The sequence below is a fragment of the Streptomyces sp. NPDC002476 genome, from assembly GCF_042889785.1.
In the GTDB taxonomy this organism is placed as follows: Bacteria; Actinomycetota; Actinomycetes; order Streptomycetales; family Streptomycetaceae; genus Streptomyces.
Genome location: NZ_JBIARH010000059.1, coordinates 1 through 20349, shown reverse-complemented (window position 1 = coordinate 20349; position 20349 = coordinate 1). Strand labels below are relative to the sequence as shown.

General features: G+C 67.0%; 21 protein-coding genes and 3 pseudogenes. 15 read left to right on the top strand and 9 right to left on the bottom strand.

Going from position 1 to position 20349, the window contains the following annotated elements; translation table 11 throughout:
• Positions 1-260: 260 nt before the first annotated feature.
• Complete coding sequence (locus tag ACFYXM_RS34350) at positions 261-533, top strand: hypothetical protein (protein ID WP_389295421.1); 273 nt, start codon at positions 261-263, stop codon at positions 531-533.
• A gap of 463 nt (positions 534-996) precedes the next feature.
• Here ACFYXM_RS34350 and ACFYXM_RS34345 read toward each other — a convergent pair whose 3' ends face one another.
• Complete coding sequence (locus ACFYXM_RS34345) at positions 997-1203, bottom strand: hypothetical protein (RefSeq protein ID WP_389295420.1); 207 nt, start codon at positions 1201-1203, stop codon at positions 997-999.
• Here ACFYXM_RS34345 and ACFYXM_RS34340 point away from each other — a divergent pair.
• From ACFYXM_RS34340 to ACFYXM_RS34330, 3 genes and pseudogenes are all read left to right on the top strand, one after another.
• On the top strand, positions 1192-1716 hold the full coding sequence (locus ACFYXM_RS34340) for a hypothetical protein (RefSeq protein WP_389295418.1): 525 nt from the start codon (positions 1192-1194) through the stop codon (positions 1714-1716). The two genes, ACFYXM_RS34345 and ACFYXM_RS34340, sit on opposite strands and share 12 nt — an antisense overlap.
• Positions 1717-1794: 78 nt before the next feature.
• Positions 1795-2511, top strand: coding sequence for a hypothetical protein (locus ACFYXM_RS34335; protein ID WP_389295416.1), 717 nt, complete (start codon positions 1795-1797; stop codon positions 2509-2511).
• A 91-nt stretch (positions 2512-2602) separates the two neighbouring features.
• Positions 2603-3205: pseudogene (locus ACFYXM_RS34330) on the top strand (transposase); the annotation flags it as partial.
• A gap of 79 nt (positions 3206-3284) precedes the next feature.
• Here ACFYXM_RS34330 and ACFYXM_RS34325 read toward each other — a convergent pair.
• The gene (locus ACFYXM_RS34325) at positions 3285-4004 is read right to left on the bottom strand and encodes an IS6 family transposase (RefSeq protein WP_389295414.1); all 720 of its coding nucleotides are present in this window, start codon (positions 4002-4004) and stop codon (positions 3285-3287) included.
• A 338-nt stretch (positions 4005-4342) separates the two neighbouring features.
• Between ACFYXM_RS34325 and ACFYXM_RS34320 the strand changes: the two genes are divergently transcribed.
• From ACFYXM_RS34320 to ACFYXM_RS34305, 4 genes and pseudogenes are all read left to right on the top strand, one after another.
• Positions 4343-5455: a hypothetical protein gene (locus tag ACFYXM_RS34320; protein WP_389295412.1), complete on the top strand. Its 1113-nt coding sequence runs from the start codon at positions 4343-4345 to the stop codon at positions 5453-5455.
• Positions 5456-5458: 3 nt separating this feature from the next.
• Positions 5459-6325 (top strand): DUF3592 domain-containing protein, encoded by an 867-nt coding sequence (locus ACFYXM_RS34315; protein WP_389295410.1) that lies wholly within the window; start codon positions 5459-5461, stop codon positions 6323-6325.
• A 14-nt stretch (positions 6326-6339) separates the two neighbouring features.
• A pseudogene (locus ACFYXM_RS34310) lies at positions 6340-6752 on the top strand (transposase); the annotation flags it as partial.
• A 207-nt stretch (positions 6753-6959) separates the two neighbouring features.
• Positions 6960-7295, top strand: coding sequence for a hypothetical protein (locus ACFYXM_RS34305; protein ID WP_389295408.1), 336 nt, complete (start codon positions 6960-6962; stop codon positions 7293-7295).
• A 69-nt stretch (positions 7296-7364) separates the two neighbouring features.
• Here ACFYXM_RS34305 and ACFYXM_RS34300 read toward each other — a convergent pair whose 3' ends face one another.
• Positions 7365-7742 carry a hypothetical protein gene (locus ACFYXM_RS34300; protein ID WP_389295407.1) on the bottom strand — a complete coding sequence of 126 codons (378 nt, stop codon included), beginning with the start codon at positions 7740-7742 and terminating at the stop codon, positions 7365-7367.
• 88 nt (positions 7743-7830) lie between these two features.
• On the opposite strand from ACFYXM_RS34300, the gene ACFYXM_RS34295 reads away from it, so the two are divergent.
• Positions 7831-8133 carry a hypothetical protein gene (locus ACFYXM_RS34295; protein WP_389295439.1) on the top strand — a complete coding sequence of 101 codons (303 nt, stop codon included), beginning with the start codon at positions 7831-7833 and terminating at the stop codon, positions 8131-8133.
• Positions 8134-8172: 39 nt separating this feature from the next.
• The gene (locus ACFYXM_RS34290; RefSeq protein WP_389295405.1) at positions 8173-8586 is read left to right on the top strand and encodes a hypothetical protein; all 414 of its coding nucleotides are present in this window, start codon (positions 8173-8175) and stop codon (positions 8584-8586) included.
• Positions 8587-8823: 237 nt separating this feature from the next.
• Here ACFYXM_RS34290 and ACFYXM_RS34285 read toward each other — a convergent pair whose 3' ends face one another.
• Together ACFYXM_RS34285 and ACFYXM_RS34280 are read right to left on the bottom strand one after the other, a co-directional pair.
• Positions 8824-9105 (bottom strand): hypothetical protein, encoded by a 282-nt coding sequence (locus ACFYXM_RS34285; RefSeq protein WP_389295403.1) that lies wholly within the window; start codon positions 9103-9105, stop codon positions 8824-8826.
• Between the two features lie 774 nt (positions 9106-9879).
• Positions 9880-10149, bottom strand: a complete 270-nt coding sequence (locus tag ACFYXM_RS34280) for a hypothetical protein (protein WP_389295402.1) — start codon at positions 10147-10149, stop codon at positions 9880-9882.
• An 803-nt stretch (positions 10150-10952) separates the two neighbouring features.
• Here ACFYXM_RS34280 and ACFYXM_RS34275 point away from each other — a divergent pair.
• Entirely contained in the window at positions 10953-11312 is a 360-nt protein-coding gene (locus ACFYXM_RS34275) for a hypothetical protein (protein WP_389295400.1), read from the top strand.
• On the opposite strand, the gene ACFYXM_RS34270 is transcribed toward ACFYXM_RS34275, so the two are convergent.
• Positions 11290-11664: a hypothetical protein gene (locus tag ACFYXM_RS34270; protein ID WP_389295399.1), complete on the bottom strand. Its 375-nt coding sequence runs from the start codon at positions 11662-11664 to the stop codon at positions 11290-11292. The genes ACFYXM_RS34275 and ACFYXM_RS34270 overlap by 23 nt on opposite strands.
• Positions 11665-12029: 365 nt before the next feature.
• On the opposite strand from ACFYXM_RS34270, the gene ACFYXM_RS34265 reads away from it, so the two are divergent.
• From ACFYXM_RS34265 to ACFYXM_RS34255, 3 genes are all read left to right on the top strand, one after another.
• Positions 12030-13574, top strand: coding sequence for a ricin-type beta-trefoil lectin domain protein (locus ACFYXM_RS34265; RefSeq protein WP_389295398.1), 1545 nt, complete (start codon positions 12030-12032; stop codon positions 13572-13574).
• 181 nt (positions 13575-13755) lie between these two features.
• A complete protein-coding gene (locus ACFYXM_RS34260; protein WP_389295397.1) occupies positions 13756-14091 on the top strand; it encodes a hypothetical protein in 336 nt (111 codons plus the stop codon).
• 576 nt (positions 14092-14667) lie between these two features.
• Entirely contained in the window at positions 14668-14901 is a 234-nt protein-coding gene (locus tag ACFYXM_RS34255) for a hypothetical protein (protein WP_389295395.1), read from the top strand.
• Positions 14902-15900: 999 nt separating this feature from the next.
• Here the strand turns inward: ACFYXM_RS34255 and ACFYXM_RS34250 are convergent.
• A pseudogene (locus tag ACFYXM_RS34250) lies at positions 15901-16587 on the bottom strand (RHS repeat-associated core domain-containing protein); the annotation flags it as partial.
• Positions 16588-16656: 69 nt separating this feature from the next.
• Here ACFYXM_RS34250 and ACFYXM_RS34245 point away from each other — a divergent pair.
• Positions 16657-17376, top strand: coding sequence for an IS6 family transposase (locus tag ACFYXM_RS34245; protein WP_389295393.1), 720 nt, complete (start codon positions 16657-16659; stop codon positions 17374-17376).
• 51 nt (positions 17377-17427) lie between these two features.
• On the opposite strand, the gene ACFYXM_RS34240 is transcribed toward ACFYXM_RS34245, so the two are convergent.
• Entirely contained in the window at positions 17428-17877 is a 450-nt protein-coding gene (locus tag ACFYXM_RS34240) for a group II intron maturase-specific domain-containing protein (RefSeq protein ID WP_389295391.1), read from the bottom strand.
• An 861-nt stretch (positions 17878-18738) separates the two neighbouring features.
• Positions 18739-20157 (bottom strand): group II intron reverse transcriptase/maturase, encoded by a 1419-nt coding sequence (ltrA, locus tag ACFYXM_RS34235; RefSeq protein WP_389295390.1) that lies wholly within the window; start codon positions 20155-20157, stop codon positions 18739-18741.
• Positions 20158-20349 lie beyond the last annotated feature (192 nt).

Sequence of the window (20349 nt, the reverse complement as noted above, 5' to 3'; positions counted from 1 at the left end):
ACCCGGCGCGCGGGGTTGCCGACGACCAGGCCGTGGGCGGACACGTCGCGCAGCACGACCGCGCCGAGTGCGACCAGGGCGTGGGCTCCGACGGTCGCTCCGGGGGCGATGACGACCCCGGAGCCGATCGTCGCTCCTGTGCTGATGGTGACGGGGCGCCGGGTCCAGTCGTCGGGGCCTTTACGTTTCCCTTCGGGGTGGTGGCCCGCGGGGCCAGGTCCTCCAGGAGGAGAGCGCCGGGGCAGATCACGGTCGGCGCGGTGGGCAACGACAAGTACGGGACGGCCGTGTTCATGAGGGGCGACTCGGGCGGGCCGGCGATCTGGCACGTACCGGGTACCGATTTCCCTTCCCAGGCCAACGGCTTCCAGGCATCGGCCCCTTGGGCTGGCATCGTCAAGGGGATCACCCTCCAACTGCCGCCCTTCCTGTACACCAGCTCGGCGAACATCCTTGCCGACCTGTGTGCCCGTGACGCCGCCTCCCCCGCCGGTGTTTTCGGTGCGGGCTTCGAGGTGACCACCAACCCGTAAGACCGGCCGTGGAAAACGTCCAACGTCATCGGAACCGTCTCTCTCCATACCCTCAAGGAGGAAAAAACCTTGTCCATTGGAATGCTGTGAAGACGCACGAGAACGACCCTGCTCGGCGTACTCGCACTGGTGGCCGCACTCTTCGTCGCGGCGCCTCCGGCACAGGGCGATGGCTCCGCGTTCGAGCTCCTTCCGCCAGTCCCGGCCGATGCGGACCACCGGCAGAGGCTCAGGGCCGAAGTGGAACACTGGACCCTCGCGAAGATGGCCTCCGTCGGCCCGAACCACGAGGACAAGGACGCCACCCCGCCCCGGGAGGCTGGGACAACCTCAGCAAGCCGTGGCCGCAGAAGGCGGGACTGGTCTCGCGCACCGTGGGCAAGTTCTTCATGGAGTACAAGAACCTGGAGAACGGTGCCGTCACGGAATCAGCGTGCTCCGGCAACGTGGTGGCCAGTGCCAATCAGAGCGTCGTGGTGACCGCCGCCCACTGCCTGCGCGTCCACACCCCGGTCGACGTGGGCTTCGGGAGCATCGTGGTCACCAACATGGCCTTCGTGCCGGGATTCAACGGAGCGAATCTGCCCCGCCACACCACCAGCACGGCGCTCCCCGGCAAGGACATCGCCCCGTACGGGGTCTGGAGAGTGACCCGCGAGTGGATCACCACACCTGGAGTCAGAGCGCCGACCGGCTGCTGGGGCACGACATGGCCGCGGTCCTGGTGGCCAGCCCCGATGACCCGCGGCCGATCGGCCAGGTCACCGGCGCTCAGCCAATCGGCTTCAACCAGCCGCAGAACCAGACCAACCACATCTTCGGCTACCCGACCATCACCGAACGCAACTACTACCGCCCCGGCCACGTCTCCCCAGAGCTCCAGCAGACCTTCGACGGCCGCAACCTCATGTTCGCCCAGGGCACCACCCTGGCCGACCCGGTCTACTACAGCGACGTGATGCCCGGGGCCCTGTCGCCCGGATGCAGCGGCGGCGCCGTGCTGCAGAACTTCGACCCCACCACCGGCACGGGCCTCCAGTCCGGAGTCTTCTCCCGCTACGACGACCCCGGCCAGATCATCGGCGTCTTTGGCTGGCAGGAAGGCCCCAACATGAGCTCCACCCACTTCGGTGACGAGGAGCAGGCCGTCTACAACGCCGCCCAGTCGGCGCCCCTGACGTAGCCCGGCCGATACCGTACGCAACCATCGAATGGAGAACACGTGACAAGAAGCTTCGTATCGCCGCGACAGAAATGGTTCTTGGCCATCGCCCTGTCGGTCGCCAGCGTCGCCAGCACCATCATCGGGTCGGCAGGTACGGCCCAGGCCGGTCCCGCACGGCCTGCCCAGCCCTGCGGGCCGGTCATGTTCGTGGTCCCGGGCTGGCAGGACGGCGGGGCCCAGAAACTCCTGGACCCGGCTCTCGCTCCCGAGGGAGCCAAACCAGTGCGCATCCCCTACCCCAACAGTGTCAACGACATCAACCTGTACGCCGATGTCGACGCCGGTGTCGCCAACCTCAGGACGGCGCTCTACAACCTCTACGTCACCAACGGGTGTGACCTCAGCACCAAGGTGTACATCGTCGGATTCAGCCTCGGCGCCCTCGTCGCGGGCACCGTCCTGGAAACCGAACCGCCCGGCCGGAACATCCAGGGAATCCTGTTCGCCGACGGCCGGCGGCAGCCCGGCGAGTCGAACTGGCCGGGCGACCCTGGCGGGCTCGTCGGTCACCTGCCCGTTCCCGGCCCCGGTGGCACCGGCTTCCGCCCGCTCGACGGGTTCCAGTACCCGACGCTGAGCCTCTGCAACGGGCCCAAGTCGGCGGGTGGACCGGATCTCATCTGCTTCGGCGGCACCAACCTGGACAGCTATTTCACCTCACACCCCTACTACAGCTTCGACGTGGCCACGGAACTGAGCATTCACGGCGAAGGCCCCTACCCTCACAACCTGAGGAACCGTGTCATTCCCTAGCCTGCGCGTTTCAGGGGCGGTGTCGTCCGGATCCTGAGCGGAAACGCGAAAGTGCCTTCTGAGCTGGGATGATGAGGCTTGTCTAGGGCTTCTGTCATCACAGCAGGAAGGCACTTTCTGCGTGCACAGTACCGGGTCGCGTCCCAAGCTCGTCGTCTCGGCCGACGGCGAAGGGGTCGTCAGCCATGCCGGATCCCGCCTGCTGGCAGATCTCGCCGATGTCACCGGCCTGACCGGCGCGTTCACTGGCGCGCTGCGTCGACTGCGACCGCGTGGTACCGGGCACGACCCGGGCAGGATCGCGGTCGATCTGGCGGTGATGCTTGCCGACGGCGGCGAGGCCATCTCCGACCTGGCCCTGCTGCGCGACCAGCCGGAGATGTTCGGCCCGGTCGCCTTCACCCCGACTGCCTGGCGCCTGCTGGCCGGCATCGACTCGGCCGCACTTGCTCGCCTGCGCTCGGCCAGGGCCGCCGCCCAGGAGGCCGCATGGCTGCAGGCCGCCGAAACCAGGGCCGGCATACCCGCGGCCCGCGCCGGTGGGCGCGACCTGTCGGGCCTGGTCCTGGACATCGACGCCACACTCGTCACCTGCCACTCCGAGAAGGAGCAGGCGGCAGCCACCTACAAACGCGGCTTCGGCCACCACCCGCTGCTGTGTTTCCTGGACAACACCGGTGAAGCCCTGGCCGGAGGGTGTTGTCACGTTGGTGAGGTGTTGATCGATCGAGGGCGTGTCAGGGCGTGGAGGGGTCAGGGCGCGGGGGCCTGTGTCACGCCGCAGTGGGCAGGACGGTGACGCCGGTGATCTGGTCCCAGATGGCGAAGCGGACGGTCATTTCGGCTCGGTGGTCGGAGGCGGTCATCAGGTGGCGGTGAGGGCGGAAGTGGGGTGAGATGCCGCTGAACGCGGACAGGAATCGCTGGGCCCCGCCGACGCTGCGGAAGTCTTTCATGGCGCGTTCGCGCTGCCGGGTGGGCTGATGACTGTTCTCCGCCCGGTTGTTCAGGCCCTTGTGCGAGCGGTGTTCGACCGAGGGTATGACCTCGCGGTGCGCCGTGCCGTAGGAACGGAGCTTGTCGGTGACGACCACCCTCGGCACCGTACGGGTCTTCTGCATCAGGCGGCGGAAGAAGTGTCCTGCCGCGGCCTTGTCCCGCCGGTTCTGGACGAGGATGTCGAGGACGTTGCCGTCGGCGTCGACGGCCCGCCACAGGTACTTATGCTCGCCGTTGACCTTGATGAAGACCTCGTCCAGGTGCCATTTGTCCCCGGGCCGGGGCCGGCGGCGGTGTAGCCCGTTCGCGTAGGCCTGCCCATACTTGGCGCACCAGCGGGGGACCGTCTCGTAGGAGACGATCACGCCGCGCTGCAGCATCAGCTCCTCCACCTCACGGAACGACAGCGGGAAACGGAAGTACAGCCACACGCAGTCCGCGATGATCTCCACCGGGTACCGGTGCCCCTTGTACGAAGGCGACGCGCACGACACGAGTGAACCCCTCCCGGCACGATCAACCACAAGATCATCCCACCCGGTCAGCCAACGTGACAGTGCCGTCCGTCGTACGTCGATGCCTCTCGCGCCATGCCCCCATCCTGGCAGACCGCCGCGCAGGCCCGCGCAGCCCCGCAGCAAAAGTCCCACGCTGACCAGCACACATCTATCCGTTTGGGGCTCGTGACGTTCGTTAATGGCACCCGGACTACACCGAACTCGGCGCCGTGCTGCACATCTCAGCGAAGCGATCGAGGTGATCCCGCCGTGACCTGCCGGAAGATCATGCTGAGGTCTACCGGCTGTCACCTGAGCCCAGCACAATCAGCTGTATGACGATCACCACGGGCGCCGCGCCGCCGCCCACGCACAACAAGCCCCTCATGCTCGCCCGGGGGTTCCTCACGGGCGGCGTGACGGGGGCGTTCCTGGCGGCCGTGGTCGTCGGTGTCGTCATCGAGAACGTTCCGCTGATCGTCGGGGGCGTGTGCCTGCTCGCGGTCTACGTCCTGATCCGCTACCTCGCCGGTATGCCGAGGCGGGCCCGGGAGGCGGCGATCCCGCCGCACCTGGCCCTCGCGATGATCGAGAGCCTGGAGGCCGTCGAGGGTGAGACGAGCGACGTACCGGTGAAGTTCGACCTCACGGTCGCACCAGACGACGCACCGGCGTACCGCGTCGCGTTCACGCAGGACATCAACCTCGCCGACCTGCCCGACTACCGGCCGCGGCGCATCCTGGTTGTCCAGTACCCGCCGGACCGGCCACTGAAGGTGAGGATCGTCAAACGGCCGACGCCGGAATGGGAGGAGCGGGCGGCCTCCGCCCGCCTCGACTCGGCACCCGGACCGGCCCGGATGAGCGACCCCTTGGAGGGCTGCGGCGCCACCCTGGTCGGGTTCCTCGGCCTGCTGCTCGGCGCGGCCCTGGTCGTCCTGCTGTTCCGCGCGGACCTGTTCCCCCAGAACGACGCCGGCACAGGCACCGGCACCGCGCGCCCGTCGGTCTCCTCCTCCAGCACCACCTCGACCACGGTCGTGTCGTCGGCGACCGGCACGGTGACCCTCGGCTCCGGTCAATCCTTCCTGGACGAAGGCAGGTTGGGCCGTTCCGTCGCCGCGCTCGCCAAGGGCGAGGACAAGCAGCGAGCGCTCACCGTCGTCGTACAGGAACGCCTGCTGACGGTCGTCTTCATCGCCCCCACCGGCACCCAGGCGGCCTCCCGACTCGACCTGGATTCCCTGCCGTACGACCGTGTTCCCGCCCTGGTGAAGGAGGCCACGACCACGCTCGGCGTCGGCTCCCCGCGCACCTGGCAACTCACCGCCAACCGCCTCACCGGCAGGGTGGCCCTCAGGGTCTCCGTGACCGGCTCCGAAGGCACCGCCTATCTGGAGGCGGACGGGCAGGGCAAGGTCGTACGGCGCGCCTCGGCAGGAGGCTGACCCGTGGGCTTGCATGTGTATCTGGCGCTGTGGTGCGGGGGGTTCGGCGCGTGGGCGCTGGTCGGATACGGGAGGTCGCTGGCCGGGATGACCCGGGCGCAGCGGACGGTCCGGGCGACGGGGCGGATCGTGAGGGTGGACGAGCCCCGGCACGGAAGCTCGCCGAGTGACGGGATCGCCGTGGTCGTGTCCTTCCAGGCCCCGTCCACAGGGGAGGAGTTCACCGTCACCAACGACGGTGAACGGGGTGAGCGGATCAGCGTGGCCTGGACGGGCCGGGAGATCGGCGTCCACTACCCGCGCGGCAGGCCCCACGCCTTCCGCTTCGCGAATCACCTCTCCGAGGACGGCGGACGCGGCCTCGGCTGGCCGAACTTCGCGCTCTTCCTCGTCTACGCCGGTCTGGTCGCCGTCGCCGCGATCGACTGGGGGTGGCCGTGGGCGCTGCTCGGCTTCTGCGGGCCGTGGGCCCTCTCCGGCATGTACCACCTGCCCGGGAACATCCGCGACCGGAACCGCCGTCTCGACGAACTCGCCGCCATGGCCGCCGTACCCGGCCGTGTCACCGCCGTCCTCAAGAGCGTCACCGTCGACTCCAACGACGGCCACACCCTGACCAACCTGATGCCGGTCGTCACCTTCACCACCCTCGACGGCAGGGAGGTCACGGCCTACTGCGAGTCCGGCATACCGGACCCCGCCGGATCACGGGGCCGGGACCTCACGATCCACTACGCCCCCGCCGACCCGGCCGTCTTCGTCCTGGACGTCGAGGCCGAACGCCGCTCCTGGAAGCGGGACATGGCCGTCAACGTGGTGGGTGTGCTGGTCGTGGCGGCGGCTGCCGTGGTGGGGGTGGTCGCGCTGTGATCCGGGAGCCGGGCTGGAACAAGATCGCCAAGGCGCTGCGGCCCGTCTACACCGCGCCGAACGAGGAAGCGGCGATGGAGCGGTTCCTGGAGTTCCAGGAGGCGTGGGGCCGGAAGTATCCGGCGATCGTGAAGCTGTGGTCCGACGCCTGGGCCGAGTTCGTGCCCTTCCTCTCCTTTGACGTCGAGATCCGCAAAGTCATCTGCTCGACGAACGCGATCGAGAGCGTGAACGCCCGCATACGCAAGGCTGTCCGCGCCCGCGGGCACTTCCCCAACGAGCCGCGGCGCTCAAGTGCGTCTACATGGCGCTGATGAGCCTGGACCCGACCGGCAAGGGCCGCAAGCGGTGGACCATGCGTTGGAAGGCGCCCTTGAACGCTTTCCAGGTCGCCTTCGAGGGCCGCCTGACCCCCACCGACCACTGACCAACTCAACAACCAAGATCAGCCGTTAAATTGACACACTCGATCAAGCCTGGAAAAGGACCTTGGGAAGGTACTGCTTGAGCGCGCCGAGCGCGGCCGGGCCATGAAACTGACCGCCTTCGGGGAAGAGGTCGCAGCTGCCGCCAGGAATATCAGGGGACGGGTCAAGGACGGGGCATTACAGTCCGAGACGGGAGAGGGGGCGTGATGGCGCTGAACAAGAAGGGGTCCCGACGGATCACCGTCGACGAGACCGAGTACCGCTGGCGAATCCGCAGGAAGCCCTCCTACATGCAAGGACTGTGCTGGACACCGCTGACTTTCGCGGTGGAGATCGCCGATGCCGACCAGCCCGGAACGACCTTGGTCGTCACCAGTGGTCAGCCGCATCCCAGTAACTGGTTCGAAATCAAGGCAGAGCCCATCCGGCCGACTGACGTCGCTGCGAGCATCCGCGAGGCACGAGCGCAGGGCTGGAACCCGATGAGCTCTGGGGCACCCTTCATGCTCGACCAATCAGTGGGATCTATCCCCATGCCGTGAGCCTGCGACAGGCCGCGAGGAGCCTTCGAGGCCGTGCAACTGAAAGTTCACCGCTTGCCGAAGGATGGGTCACTCGGAGTCTCCGAGCCGCTGAAGGACCTGGTGAAACTCGCCGTTGTCGAGCAAGCCCATGATAACTTTGGCCATCGGCAGGACTCCGGGCTCTTTGACGATCAAGCCGTCCGAACACCAGAAATACCGGCCGTTCAGTGCCTCACCAGTGTCGACCCATTGGGTCATCAGCCGTTCTACCTCAGCGACCGTGAAGATCGTTGTGCTCCAGCGTGAACCGTCCGGCAGACGGACCTCCGCATCGACATTGCACACTTGGTCCAGTGCCTCGTTCGGATCTGGAAGGAAGAGCATCTCCAGGGCTCCGGCGCGAACTCGGTAATAGGCGCCGTCCCAACCGGCACTGAGTGGGGTGTTGTCCTCTTCTTCTGCCACTTCGGGAGCATCTCAGCAGGTCGGGCCTGTCACAACTGAGATCTGCCCGGGGTGGATTCCCCGCCATCATGGTCAGGTGACGACATGGATGCGCTGCCACTGGGACGAGGAAGACATCTGGTTCTACTTCGAGGTCGACGCGGAAGGCTGGGTGACTCGGCAGGTCGAGCTCCAGGGCCCTGAACTGGCGCCCATCGCAGCGGCCTCCCTCGATGAATGGCAGCGGGCCCAGGACGCAGGCCGCCTTGATGAGTACGACCACAGGTTCGGGATAACCGCTGAACTGCCCGTCTCAGAGTGGGAAGGCCACGACCCCGAGACCCTGACCTCCGACCAGTTCGAGGAAGTCTGGGGTCCTGCCCGTCGGCAGATCGCATCCCGGCCCCGCTGACCTCTCGGACCTGCGGGGACTTCTTGGCATCATCGCGACATGACCCCGACCCTTCCCCACACCGTCCGAGCCGTCGACACCGATCAGCTCCTGGACCTGACCCGAGAGGCCGCCACGCATGGCTTCAGTCAGCGGCTCTCGGTCGACTGGCTCCGAGAGCACCTCGCCGCAGAGGCGACGCACTACCTGTTCCCTACGCTCGTGCAGCGGCTCACGCACCGACCCGAGATGCCGTTGCAGTGGAGGTGCCAGCAACTGCTGACAGTCAGGACCGGTGAACAGATCTGGGGTCTGCTCGATGTTCTCCCCGGCACCTTCGACAAACTTCCGGAGACCTTGGACGCCGCGTCCAAGAAGGACATCGTCAGCCGCATCGGGCGAGCAGTGACCGTGCGCGAATGGGCGGAGCGGATGGTTGCTGGCGCAGACCCTGAGGAACTGCCACGGGACTGAGACACGAGCGCTCGGACATGGGCTGAGACAGCCTAGAAACCCCCTGGTCAGGGCTGTGCTCTATGACACGAGCGGCGAGATCCTACACGCGGCCACGGGACAACTCCCGTGCGCCTTCCGGCCTTGAAACCGGTCGAGAGTACCGGCCGTCGGCCGCCCCGTGCCGTGACTTCGCCGGGAGTGACCGGATCGAGGCGCTCGACGGCCGGCCCGTGCCCAGGGCCGGTTCTGTCCGGCTCAGCCTTTCGGGCGCTTCCACGGCCAGTGGGAAGGGCCGTGCTCGGTCAGCGCCGAGCAGATGGCCTTGCCCAGCGACTGCGGGTTCACCGAGTTCGCAGCCTTGTCCTGCGTCCACTCCAGTGCGTAGGCGAACAGGTCCCGTACGTGCTCGGCTGCGGCAGGATCTTCGGCCGCCGCGGTGAACAGCGCCTCGAAGGAGTCGGGGGCTTTCGAGGACCGCGCCGCCGACCTGGGTGACCAGCGGGCCCAGGCCGGCCGACCCACCCCGCTTCGCGGCATCGACCTCTCCCACCTACCGTGACGCTCCCGCCACACCGAGGACTGCGTTGATCGGCTGCGAGGCCAACGCCGCGAATGACACGATGAGTTAGGACGGAAGGTGGGGTTCGTGCGCGGTGACAGGCGGCAGATTCAGACGGCGGTGCTGGGAAGCGCGGACTCGGAAGAGCCGCTGATGCTGCCGATGGAGGCGATCGAGCTGGACGCCTTCCGCCACCACTACGAAAGCGACACCTTCTGGTGCGGGGTCCTGCTCGGCGGCTGCGGCGGCCAGCTGGCCACGAAGCTCTACACCGACCGGGTCTGCCACTTCGCCCACAACCCCGGCGCCGAAGGACATTCTCATCTGTGCGGTCGCTCTTCCCGGGGGGTGAGCAGCGCAGACCACCTCTATGTGCGGTCGGCGGCCGCGGCCTGGCTCGCCGGCCGCGGGGAGCAGGCCACCTTCGAGTACACCCGCGCCGAAGGGGCACCACTCGGCTCCGTCGTAGATGTGCGCTGGCGGCATGGTGCTCTGCGGGTGCATCTGGACCAGGCGGTAGCGCCGGTGTGGGACGACGACTTGGAGCCGGTCCTCGGGACGATGGTGCCGGTCGACCGCGACACGCTGATCCGCCGCTGGTACGTACACCGGATCCGCCTGGACAGCGTGGGCACCGCGCGCCACGTACAGATCGGGACCGAGGCGTTCGCCAGGCCGATCGAATGGTTCGCTCTGGACGAGTGCGAGATGACGGAGCGCGGATTGTCGACGCCGGCGGTTGAGAAGATCGTTCAGGCCCGCAGCGCGCCGCGTCCGTCGCTGTGGTCGCCCGGCAAGGCGAGGAAGGTGCCGGAGCCGGAGGCGCGCGCCCAGGCCCTGCTGCGCCGGCTGGTGTATGCGCGTCGGATCGAGTCCGTGTCCTTGGCGAAGCAGGTGTGCGAGGAGATCGAGGGTCTGACCGGTGTGGAGGGGGAGCTCCAGGGGCAGCTCGAGGCTGCCGTACGCCACGCGAGGGTCTGGCTGGCCGAGCAGAACGAGGAGCGCCGCAGGCTGTTCGACAACCTGAAGAGGGCGGTAGCTGAGCAGCGCCCTGGGCGGGTGCGCAGACTTCTGATTCGCGTCAACGCGCCTGCTGCGGAGGATCGCACGGAGGCCGAGTCCGCCATCTACGAGCGGGCGATCAAGTACTTCGAGAGCCTGGAGGACCTCACGCGGGACGCGGTCGAAGCGGAAGCTGCCACTGAGAACGAAGCAAAAAAGGCTGCCGCTCGCGTCCGCAGCGCCCTCCATCGCCTTCGCGGGTACGACGCGTACACGTTCGATCTGCGCCCTCAGGTGGAGGAGCTCTTGCGGTCCGCGGCCTTGGCCGGAGAACTGCTGAAGCGTGGTGAAGCGCGTCGTGTGGAGGTCTGGAAGAAGCGGGCGGCACTGGGGCCGCAGGAGCAGCTGCGCGTGGCGCGGCAGTACTGGATCCAGCGGAGCTGTCCGCGCTGCCACGCGGACCAGGGCAAGAACTGTGTGCTGGTCGAAGGGTCCAACAGTGGGAAGGCGCGTAAGGACGGCCACAATGAGCGGCTGCAGCTGATCGTGGATGAGCGGAAAGCCGCACAGAGAATGGCCCGGCAACAGAAGAAGGCTCGACAGGAGGTTGAGGCTCCTGCCGAGCCGATGCAGTCAGCCCCCGAGGAGCGTGAGCGTGAGGGCCCCGCAGGTCCCCTCCAGGAACGGCGGCCGAAGGTCTACCGGGAGGGCCGGGCGCAGGAGGCGAGGAAGAAGGCCGCGCCCCGGCCGCACCACCAGGTGCCACGCGGCGACTGGTACCGGATGGTGTGCCCGCGATGCCACGCCGCACCGGGAAAGCTGTGTGGCAACGACGATCGCGTCAGGCCCCGGCGAGAAGCGGCAGCTTCCCCACGACGAACGCCTACACCGCGTCCTGCAGAGCGACGACCGCGTCAGCCCCCGCGAGAAGCGGAAGGGCGCCCGCGACGAACGCCAGCCCCAGGTCCCGCAGCCTGCCCGGGCCGAGCCCCGGCCTCCTCGGCCGCGCAGGGAAGAGCGAGAAGCGCAGGAGACCGCAGGCTCGGCGGCGCGGACCTGGCAGGCGGAGGAGGTCACCGGCCCGAAGTGCCAGGCCGGGCCGAACTCCGCGTGCACGCCGCACGGCCCGCACCACGAGCGGGTGAAGTGGGCGCAGGAGTTCACCCGCAAGCTGTGGGGCTGAGGTATCGGCCACCCCAGACGCTGCGCCGGGCGCGTGCCGAAGACTGGCGTTCGCGGCTCAGGGGGGCGTGCAGCGGTTTCGTGGTCCGTTCACGGTCGGTCTGCTGCTGTGCCGGAGCGGGCCCGGTCGTGGTCTGCTGGGGTCGCGGACATGGACGGTGCGGGGTGGTGGGTGTGTTCTGTTCGGTTGTGCCGTTGCTGGCGAAGATGAGCAGGCCGATGAGCGTGATGAGGACCTTGGTGGCGACGTCGATCGTTTCCCCGATGGCCGGCCGGCGGTGCTGGATCCAGCCGATGCCCAGGCCGACGAGGACCAGGAGCAGGATGATGAGCAGTGGGTCGTGGCCGTACATGTGCAGGACCTTTCACGTCTGGTCCGCCCTCCTGGAGTCGGCCGAGCACCAGGAGGGACGTCCCCGTCTTGTCCCCGCACACGGTGCGGGGACGACCAGCGGGAATGCGGTCACGGGAAGTACTAGTGCCGTGACCGGCAAGGTTTGCCCCGTAAGGAGCGTCGTCCGGTGCGGGCGATCGCAAGGCGGCCGGAAGCCCTCGTAGCGGGGCTACGTGGGCTTTTGGCCAACGCCGCGAGCGTGCGTGCTGGGCGGCGCGACGGGGCAAACGTTGCCGGTCACGGCACTAGGGACCAGCGGGATCGTGGTACGCACGCGCGGCAGAACGCTGCCCCGCGCCGGACTTTCTTCGGATGTGAGAACCAGTGGCTGACCAGCGATTATTAGACGTTCTCGACGGCGACGGCGAGGAGGAGAGGCTGTGGAAAGCACTCAGCGGCTTCAAGAAGACGGTGCGCGGCCTCGTCGAGAAGACCGGCCTGTCGACGAACGCGCTGGCGGACATGCACAACTTCGGGAAGGGGAAGGTCGCCACCTGGCAGACCCCGAAGCGTGAAGGGCCCAACATCCCGCCCCTGCGCTTCGTCGAGGTGCTGATCAAGGAAGCACAGGAACGCGCGAATCTGCAGGACCGGGCCGCAGCGGTGTTCCTGCACCAGTACGGCGAGCTGCTCAAGCTGTACTGCACGCGGGCCAACCCGCACAACGTCCACCGCCAGATGCTCCTCGACTACCAGAACACCCTCCTGATCCGCGAGCTCAACAACGCGACGAACGCGGCCCTGGAGAAAATAGCCGCGCTCACCGAGGAACTGCAGACACTGCGCGAGGACCGCGACGGGGAACGCCGGCGCCGGATCACTCTGCAGCAGCAGATCGACTCACTGAACAGCCAGAACCAGGACCGGGCCGCAAAGAAGAAAGCAGCCCTCACCCAGCGGGACCAGATCCGAGCCGACCTCACGACGTACGAGAACGACCAGCAACTGGAGAAACGGCAACCCGCCACTGACCAGGGCGGTCCGCATACGCACCACCCCCACGAACCCACCCCGCCCCTCCCTCCGCCCGCCGGCCATGGCACCAAACGGCGGCGACTCGTCCTCGCCCTGGTCGCAGCCGGGGCCCTGGTCGTCTCCCTCGCCGTCTACACCGGCACCCAGCTGCACAGCGACCCCGACGCCAAGGCCACCTCCGACACAAGCCGTCCCCCCAGCGACACCCCCTCGGCCGGAACCTCCGCCACGCTCCCCACAGCCGGGGGCGAACCCGCGCACGGCGGCAATGCCACCGGAGGGAACGCGTCTGGAGGGAACGCCACGGGCGGCAACGCGTCCGGCGGCAACGCCACCGGAGGGAACGCGACCGGCGGCAACGCCACCGGAGGGAACGCGACCGGCGGCAACGCCACGGGCGGCAATACCTCCGGCGGGAACGCCACGGGCGGGGATGCCTCCAGTGGTAACGCGACGGGCGGGAAGACCACTGGCGGATCGGGTGACGCGGGCGGTTCCGGTGGGACGTCCGGCGCGACCTCGCCGAAACCCCCCGCACCCAGCGGCTACTTCCGGTTCAGGAATGTTGGCTACAGCAAGTGCCTGACCGTGAGAATCAACGTCGCGTTCGACACCTGCGAGGACATCCCGGTGGCTAACTGGACCGCGAAGGCCGGTCCGGGCGGTTCCTACATGCTGTACAACGAGTCCGTCAGCCAGTGCCTGACTGTCAGCTTCGGACAGCTGCACATGGCCGACTGCGGTTCCACGGCCAGCCAGAGCTGGCGCACGGGCACCAGCAGCACCGTCGTGAACCTGGACAGCAGCCGGTGCCTCGACCAGATCGCCGGCAGGCCAGTCCTGACGTACTGCAAGTCGTCGAAGACGACCCAACACTGGGCGAAGGAGTACTGATGGCGCGGCCGGACCAGGTGCGCTGACGGGCCCACCACGAGGGACGCGACCCGGAACGCGCAGGCAGCCCTACCGCGTCTCCACCGGGAAGCCCCGCACCCAGGCCGATCCCTGGACTGGACCTTTCCGGCTCCGGCCCCCGTTTCGGTCCCTGCTGCGTCAGCTCCGCGACGGCTCCTACATGCGGGCCGGACTGCCCGCCGTTCCCTCACCGGTAAGCGGCCAGGACTCAGTTCCCGATCTTCTGCTCCGCGCCTACGACGCCGCCCGCGAAAGTGATCAGGAAGTAGTCTCCAGCCAGGCTCTGTTCGCCACCCTGCAGCAGCAGACGCCAGTCTTCCGCGATGCCTCCGGCATGGCCGGCCAACTTGTCAGGCTCCTGACCCGTGTCGACGTCACCCGGCCCAACAAAGGCCTGGTCCGGACCCACCCCGGCCAACCGCGCGTGCTCGGCTTTAAGGTGGCCACCCTCCAGCAGGCCATCACGGCCTACAGGGCTGAACCATCCCGCGTCTGAGCAACGCAGTCCCCAACCCGACCGGCGTCGCCGCATGGCATGGCTTGGTTTACTCCGAAGGCCACGGGCGAAAGAGCGAAGGCGTCGGGGAATACCAGCAGCGGAGGCGGGACGCGCTGTGTGCCTGGAACGGAAGCCGCCCTGGACGAGGAAGTCGCGGGGCGGCTGACAGGAGCTCAGGAGCATACACACTGAGGGTCACAGACAGCTCTTGTCGCCGGACTCGGTAGACGACAAAGCGCCAACGTCACGTGATCGGATGAAGCCAGCGAGTGTTCCAGCGGTGGCCGACGAACCCCGTCAGACTGCGCGGCGTGAAGATCACGACTCACCCCGTCCTGGCGCTGCTGGGAGCGGGCCTGCCTGACGGCCACGGCCGGCTGCTCGGCCGACTCCCCACCCCAGCACTCCGAGCGGCTGCAAAAGGCCGCAGGACTGAAGACCTTCCAGATCGATACGACCAAAGAGCTGTGGGAGAAGACGTCGGAGCAGATTCCCTACAACCAGACAGCCCGCCCCATCAAGGCCAAGGCCACATCCCTGCCCAACGGCCTGACGCGGATCGAGCTATCCGGGGTGGGCCTGGCCAACTACCTGCGGGAGCTGGACGAAGACGCGCACGGGGCGACCGGGTCGGGGGACTTTCCCTGGTCCCGGAAACAGGAAGCCGAGTCCATCCGCATGTACGACGAGATTTCCGCGGCCCTGGACCGGACCACCAAGCGGCCCGGCCCGGACGACCCGCCCCCGCGAATCGTCGTAGACACCGCCTACCTTGGCGCCAAGCCTTCCCGGACAAGCGGCAGCTGAGCGGATCAGGCCCCGGGACCCGCCGTCGGCGCGGCTGCCGGGGCAGCGGCCGGAATCACCGCCCTGCCACCGTCACTTGCCAGCCGTACCTGGCTCCGCGGCTGTTCCGGCCGGTCCGGGCTGTGCAACAGGTGCGCCGTCATCGAGCGTGATGCGTACCGTGTGCTGGGTTCCTCTTTCGACGGTGTCGAGTTCGTCGGCGAACCGGTCGTATGCGGTGGCCGCGAGGGCCCAGTCGGCGGTGAGGAACTCGGCCTGGTCGCGGGTGTTGTGGTTCGTCCGGAGCGGTAGGTCACGTCCCGCAGGGGGAGGAAGCGGGCGTCGTCCTCGCGGCGGCGCCGGCCTTTCTCCGCGGCCTCGTCCAGGTGCGCGACCGCGTCGCGCACGACCCGGCGCAGGGTGTCGTCGTGGTCGCCGAGTACGGACAGCGCGGGCCGTGGTCCTTGCCGGGGTTCTTAACGTAGTGTTGGGCTCCGGCTTCGCGCCGGGGCCCAACACTAGCTTATGACCTATTTCGTCCGCGTATATTCTTCATCTCTTGCTTGAGGCCACGTGCTCCGGCTCGGAGATTCATGTATTCAAGGATGCCAGCAGCCGCTCTGGCCAGCCACTTCAGTACACGGAGCAACAGATCGACGAGATCCCCCACGGTTTCTCCATAGGTTCAGGTACACGTGCCGCCTGGTCCGCAGTATCCCGTGTAACGACGGCAGACAGAGTCTTTACCTGCTTTGGTGAGTGATTGATTGTACTCGCGCAGGTACCGGTAGTTTCTCACGTACTTGCGACCGTAGTTGGCGGCACTGTAGCCGCCCCATGCCATCGCAACACACCCCTTCCAGGCACTCCTGCAAGTTCGGGCCATACGCTTGGTTTAAGTACCCATCGGGCAATGATCCGATATTTCTTCAGCGGGTTGATTCCGGAAGCGGCAAACCTTACGCCGTAGTAGTAGTGACGCACGTTGGGGTTACGTGACGTCCTTCCTGCCCAGCTCGTAAAGCGCTTCCTCTGCTTCTTGAACCAGCTCCACCTGCCGTCAAGGTCGTAGCGGTTGAGTGGGTCAGCGTGGGCATACTCGTAGGCGTTCAGATTGCCGCCGTAGACCGGGTCTGTGGAGAGGAACCGGCCAGAAGCGGGGTTGTAGAGGCGGGCACCCATGAGGGTGAGGCCGGTGAGGGTTTCAGTGGAGCGTTGTTTGGCGCCGAGCCAGTTGTAGCGTGTGGCGGCCTGGCCGGCTCGCGGGTTGCCGTACTCGTCGGAATCCAGGGCGACGGGTGGCTTGTTGGTGTCCAGAAGAAGCTGGAGTGCGATGTCGCCGTGGATGGTGGTGAGCTGCAGGATCGTGTCGCCGGTCTTACTCGTGGTGGCGGCGAGGTCGCCGGTGGCGGACTCGACGTTGCGGTTCAGGGCGCCAGTGATGGTGTCCTCGGTGATCCAGCGAGGGTTGTCGCTGTCGTAGTGGTTGAGCTTGAAGCCGGTCTGGGTCCAGGTGGTGCCGCTGCCAGTCTCGGTTTTCCATGAGCGGAAGCGGAGGTTGGCGTCGAGCTGCCAGGTCTGGCGCTTGCCGTCCGCGGTCTGCTGGTGGGCGAGGTCGTTGGCGTAGTAGCCGATGGTGCTGCCGGGCAGGGCGGTGGTGCGGCCGAATGCGTCGTAGGTGTAGCCGGTGTCGACGAGGCGGTCGGCGCGGCACTGTCACATTGGCTGACCGGGTGGGATGATCTCGTGGTTGATCGTGCCGGGAGGGGTTCACTGGTGTCGTGCGCGTCGCCTTCGTACAAGGGGCACCGGTACCCGGTGGAGATCATCGCGGACTGCGCGTGGCTGTACTTCCGTTTCCCGCTGTCGTTCCGTGAGGTGGAGGAGCTGATGCTGCAGCGCGGCGTGATCGTCTCCTACGAGACGGTCCGCCGCTGGTGCGCCAAGTTTGGGCAGGCCTACGCGAACGGGCTACGCCGCCGCCGGCCCCGGCCCGGGGGCAAATGGTACCTGGACGAGGTCTTCATCAAGGTCAACGGCGAGCATAAGTACCTGTGGCGGGCCGTCGACGCCGACGGCAACGTCCTCGACATCCTCGTCCAGAGCCGGCGGGACAAGGCCGCGGCAGGACGCTTCTTCCGCCGCCTGATGCAGAAGACCCGTACGGTGCCGAGGGTGGTCGTCACCGACAAGCTCCGTTCCTACGGCACGGCGCATCGCGAGGTCATGCCCTCGGTGGAACACCGCTCGCACAAGGGCCTGAACAACCGGGCGGAGAACAGTCATCAGCCCACCCGGCAGCGCGAACGCGCCATGAAAGGCTTCCGCAGCGTCGGCGGGGCCCAGCGGTTCCTGTCCGCGTTCAGCGGCATCTCACCCCACTTCCGCCCTCACCGCCACCTGATGACCGCCTCCGACCACCGAGCCGAGATGACCGTCCGCTTCGCCATCTGGGACCAGATCACCGGCGTCACCGTCCTGCCCACTGCGGCGTGACACAGGCCCCCGCGCCCTGACCCCTCCACGCCCTGACGCGCCCTCGATCGATCAACACCTCACCAACGTGACAACACCGTAGCGGGTCGTGCCCACCTTCTCCAGGTTGATCAGCTCCCTTCGTTCGCTGGCGGGCCACCATCCACCACCGCAGCAGCGGAGGCGGATCTCCTTCCAGGTGGACCTGCGGTGTTTGCGCCGAATCCATCGCCAAGCCGACTCCCACAAGTAGGAGTTGAGGTAGGCGAAGACCGCGGAGGACACACCGGCCCGGAAGTAGCCGCACCAGCCCCGCAGCATCACGTTCAAGCGACGCAGCAGGTCATCGAGCGGCTGGTTCACCTCGACCTGTCGGCACACCGCCTTGATCTTCCGTTTGACGGCCAGGACGGCCTTCTTCGACGGATAGGTGCAGACGTAGTGCTGATCGGTGCCACGCTTCCGGTGGCGCTGGATGCGCCACCCCAGGAAGTCCAGCCCCTCCTCGATGTGGGTGATCACGGTCTTTTCCACCGACAGGCGCAGGCCCAACGGTGCAGCTTCGTCTGGATCTTCAGTACCCGGCGCTCCGCCCCGAACAGGGCGGACTCCAGTTCGTCGGTGTTCACCGGCGACGGTCCCCTCCTGACATTCCAGCAACAGCCACTGCTGACTTGCTGGCCCCCTTCGCCCTGCGGCTTTCTCTCACAGCCTCCGTGACGGGTCGTCACTCCCGCGACTACTACGGGCCTCCGCCCCACCCCACAGCCCTCAGCCGGAACGGGCCCTCCCGCCGGTCCGGACTGGGTGTCCGGCGGCAGGTCGAACAGTGGAGCGGTTCCCACGTTCACCATGTGATCGGTCGGTCAGGGAGGTGCCCAGCTCTACCCCGGCAGCATCGCCGCGCCTACGCCGCAGGCTTTCAACGCGGCCTCCCCGCCGTTCGAGCTATACGGCTTCGGAGTTGAGGCCCCACCCCCACCAGGAGGAAGGAGGCCCCACGCACTGCACACCGGCCCGGTATCCACCAGGTTTGAGCCGGCTTCGCTGTTACGGAGCTTCAAGCACTGGTTCGCTCGCGCTACACCTTCTGACCTCGCTCGACGAGCCCGCACCGTCTGGTAGTACCGGCACGACCCGTCTTTGTCGGGGCCGCTTGCCATCCTCCCCGGCGTCCCCGGTTCGAACTGCCCCCAGCTTCGTCAAGCCGCTGCGACGGCCCAACGGGAGTGGTCTTGCACCACCCCCCGATCACCAGTGAGGTCGACCCGGAGCGCGGTACTGGCCTCACGACCAGCCCGTTTCTCCGGGTCGCCTCCCGAACCCGGCGTGCGCCGCTAAGCGCACCGGGCTCTCCACAAATCCCGTGGGTCAGTGGTCACTTCATGCGGTGCTCGGCCATAGTGTCGGGATGCGTGTTCCCCGGTAGTAGTAGCGCTTGGCGCTTACCCTTGCCGGATCGAACAACTCCGTTCCACCCTCGGCGGGCCAGATGCCGTAGCGTCGACGTAGTACCTTCCAAGGAACACGCCGGTGCTTGCGCTCCTGCCATCTGACGATCTCCTTCCAGAGGTAGGCCCTCAGATAGCTGAAAGTCGCATTCGAGCATCCGTACTTGAAGTACGCGGTCCAGCCCCGCAGCATCCGGTTGAGCTGACGCAGCAGGTCTTCGAGCGACAGGTTCATGCTCCGCCGGCAGATCGCCTTCACCTTGGCCATGACGGCCGCCAGGGCCTTCTTAGCCGGATAGACATAGACGTACTGCTTGCCGGTGCCTCGCTTCCGGTGGCGCTGGATGCACCAGCCGAGGAAGACGAGGCCCTCGTCGATATGGGTAATCAGGGTCTTCTCCGGCGACAGGCGCAAGCCCATCCCGGAAAGAACCCCGGCGATTTCTTCCTTCAGGGCTTCGGCGTGTGCCTCGGTGCCCGACACGAGCAGGCACCAGTCGTCCGCATACCGCACGAGGCGGTAGTTGGGCAGACCTTGACGACGGCGTTTGGCCCTTCCATACGGGCTGGCTCCGGGGCCGCCCGGACCTTGGGCGATATGCTCGTCCAGGACCGAGAGAGCCACATTGCTCAGCAACGGGGAAAGAATCGACCCCTGCGGAGTCCCAGCGTTGGTATCCACCAGCGTGCCGTCCTCATCGAGGATGCCCGCCTTCAGGAACGCCTTCACCAGGTCCAGGACGCGCTTGTCTCCAACGCGCCCTCGCACCCGGTCCATAAGGGCGGAGTGCGAGATTTCATCGAAGCAGGCTTTGATGTCGCCCTCAACAACCCACTCATACGAGCGGGATGCGAAATGGTGCACCTCGGCCACCGCGTCGTGAGCCCGGCGGTTCGGGCGGAACCCGTATGAACACGGGAGAAAATCCGCCTCGAAAATCGGCTCCAACACCAGTTTCAAGGACGCTTGGGCCACCCGGTCCCGGATAGTCGCGATCCCCAGATAGCGGACCTTGCCGCCAGCCTTGGGAATCGCGCGCCGCCGAGCCGGTAGGGGCCGGAAGGAGCGAGCTTTGAGATCCTCCCGCAGTTCCGCAAGGAACCCCTCCAACCCGCGCACGGACTCAATGTAGTAGGCGGTATCACCGTCCACTCCCGCCGTGCGCGCGCCCTTATTGTTCCGCACCCGATCCCATGCCACCAACAGGAAGCCCGGATCCGCGGCGAGGTTGTACAGATCATCGAACCTGCGATGAGGATCATCACTGGCCCAACGGTGCAGCTTGGTCTGGATTTCCAGTACCCGGCGTTCCGCCTTGAGCAAGACGTATTCCAGTTCGTCGGTATTCACCAACGTCCTCCCGGCATTCCAGCATCCTTACTGCCGACTTGCTGGCTCCCTTCGCCATGCACGGACCTCTCGTCCGCTCGGACTACTACGGAGCCTCCGCCCCATCCCACGCCTTCGACAGACGACGCATCTATCCCACCAACCCGGATGGATTCCGGATCCAGGGAGCGACGTGGGACGGTTCCCGTGTTC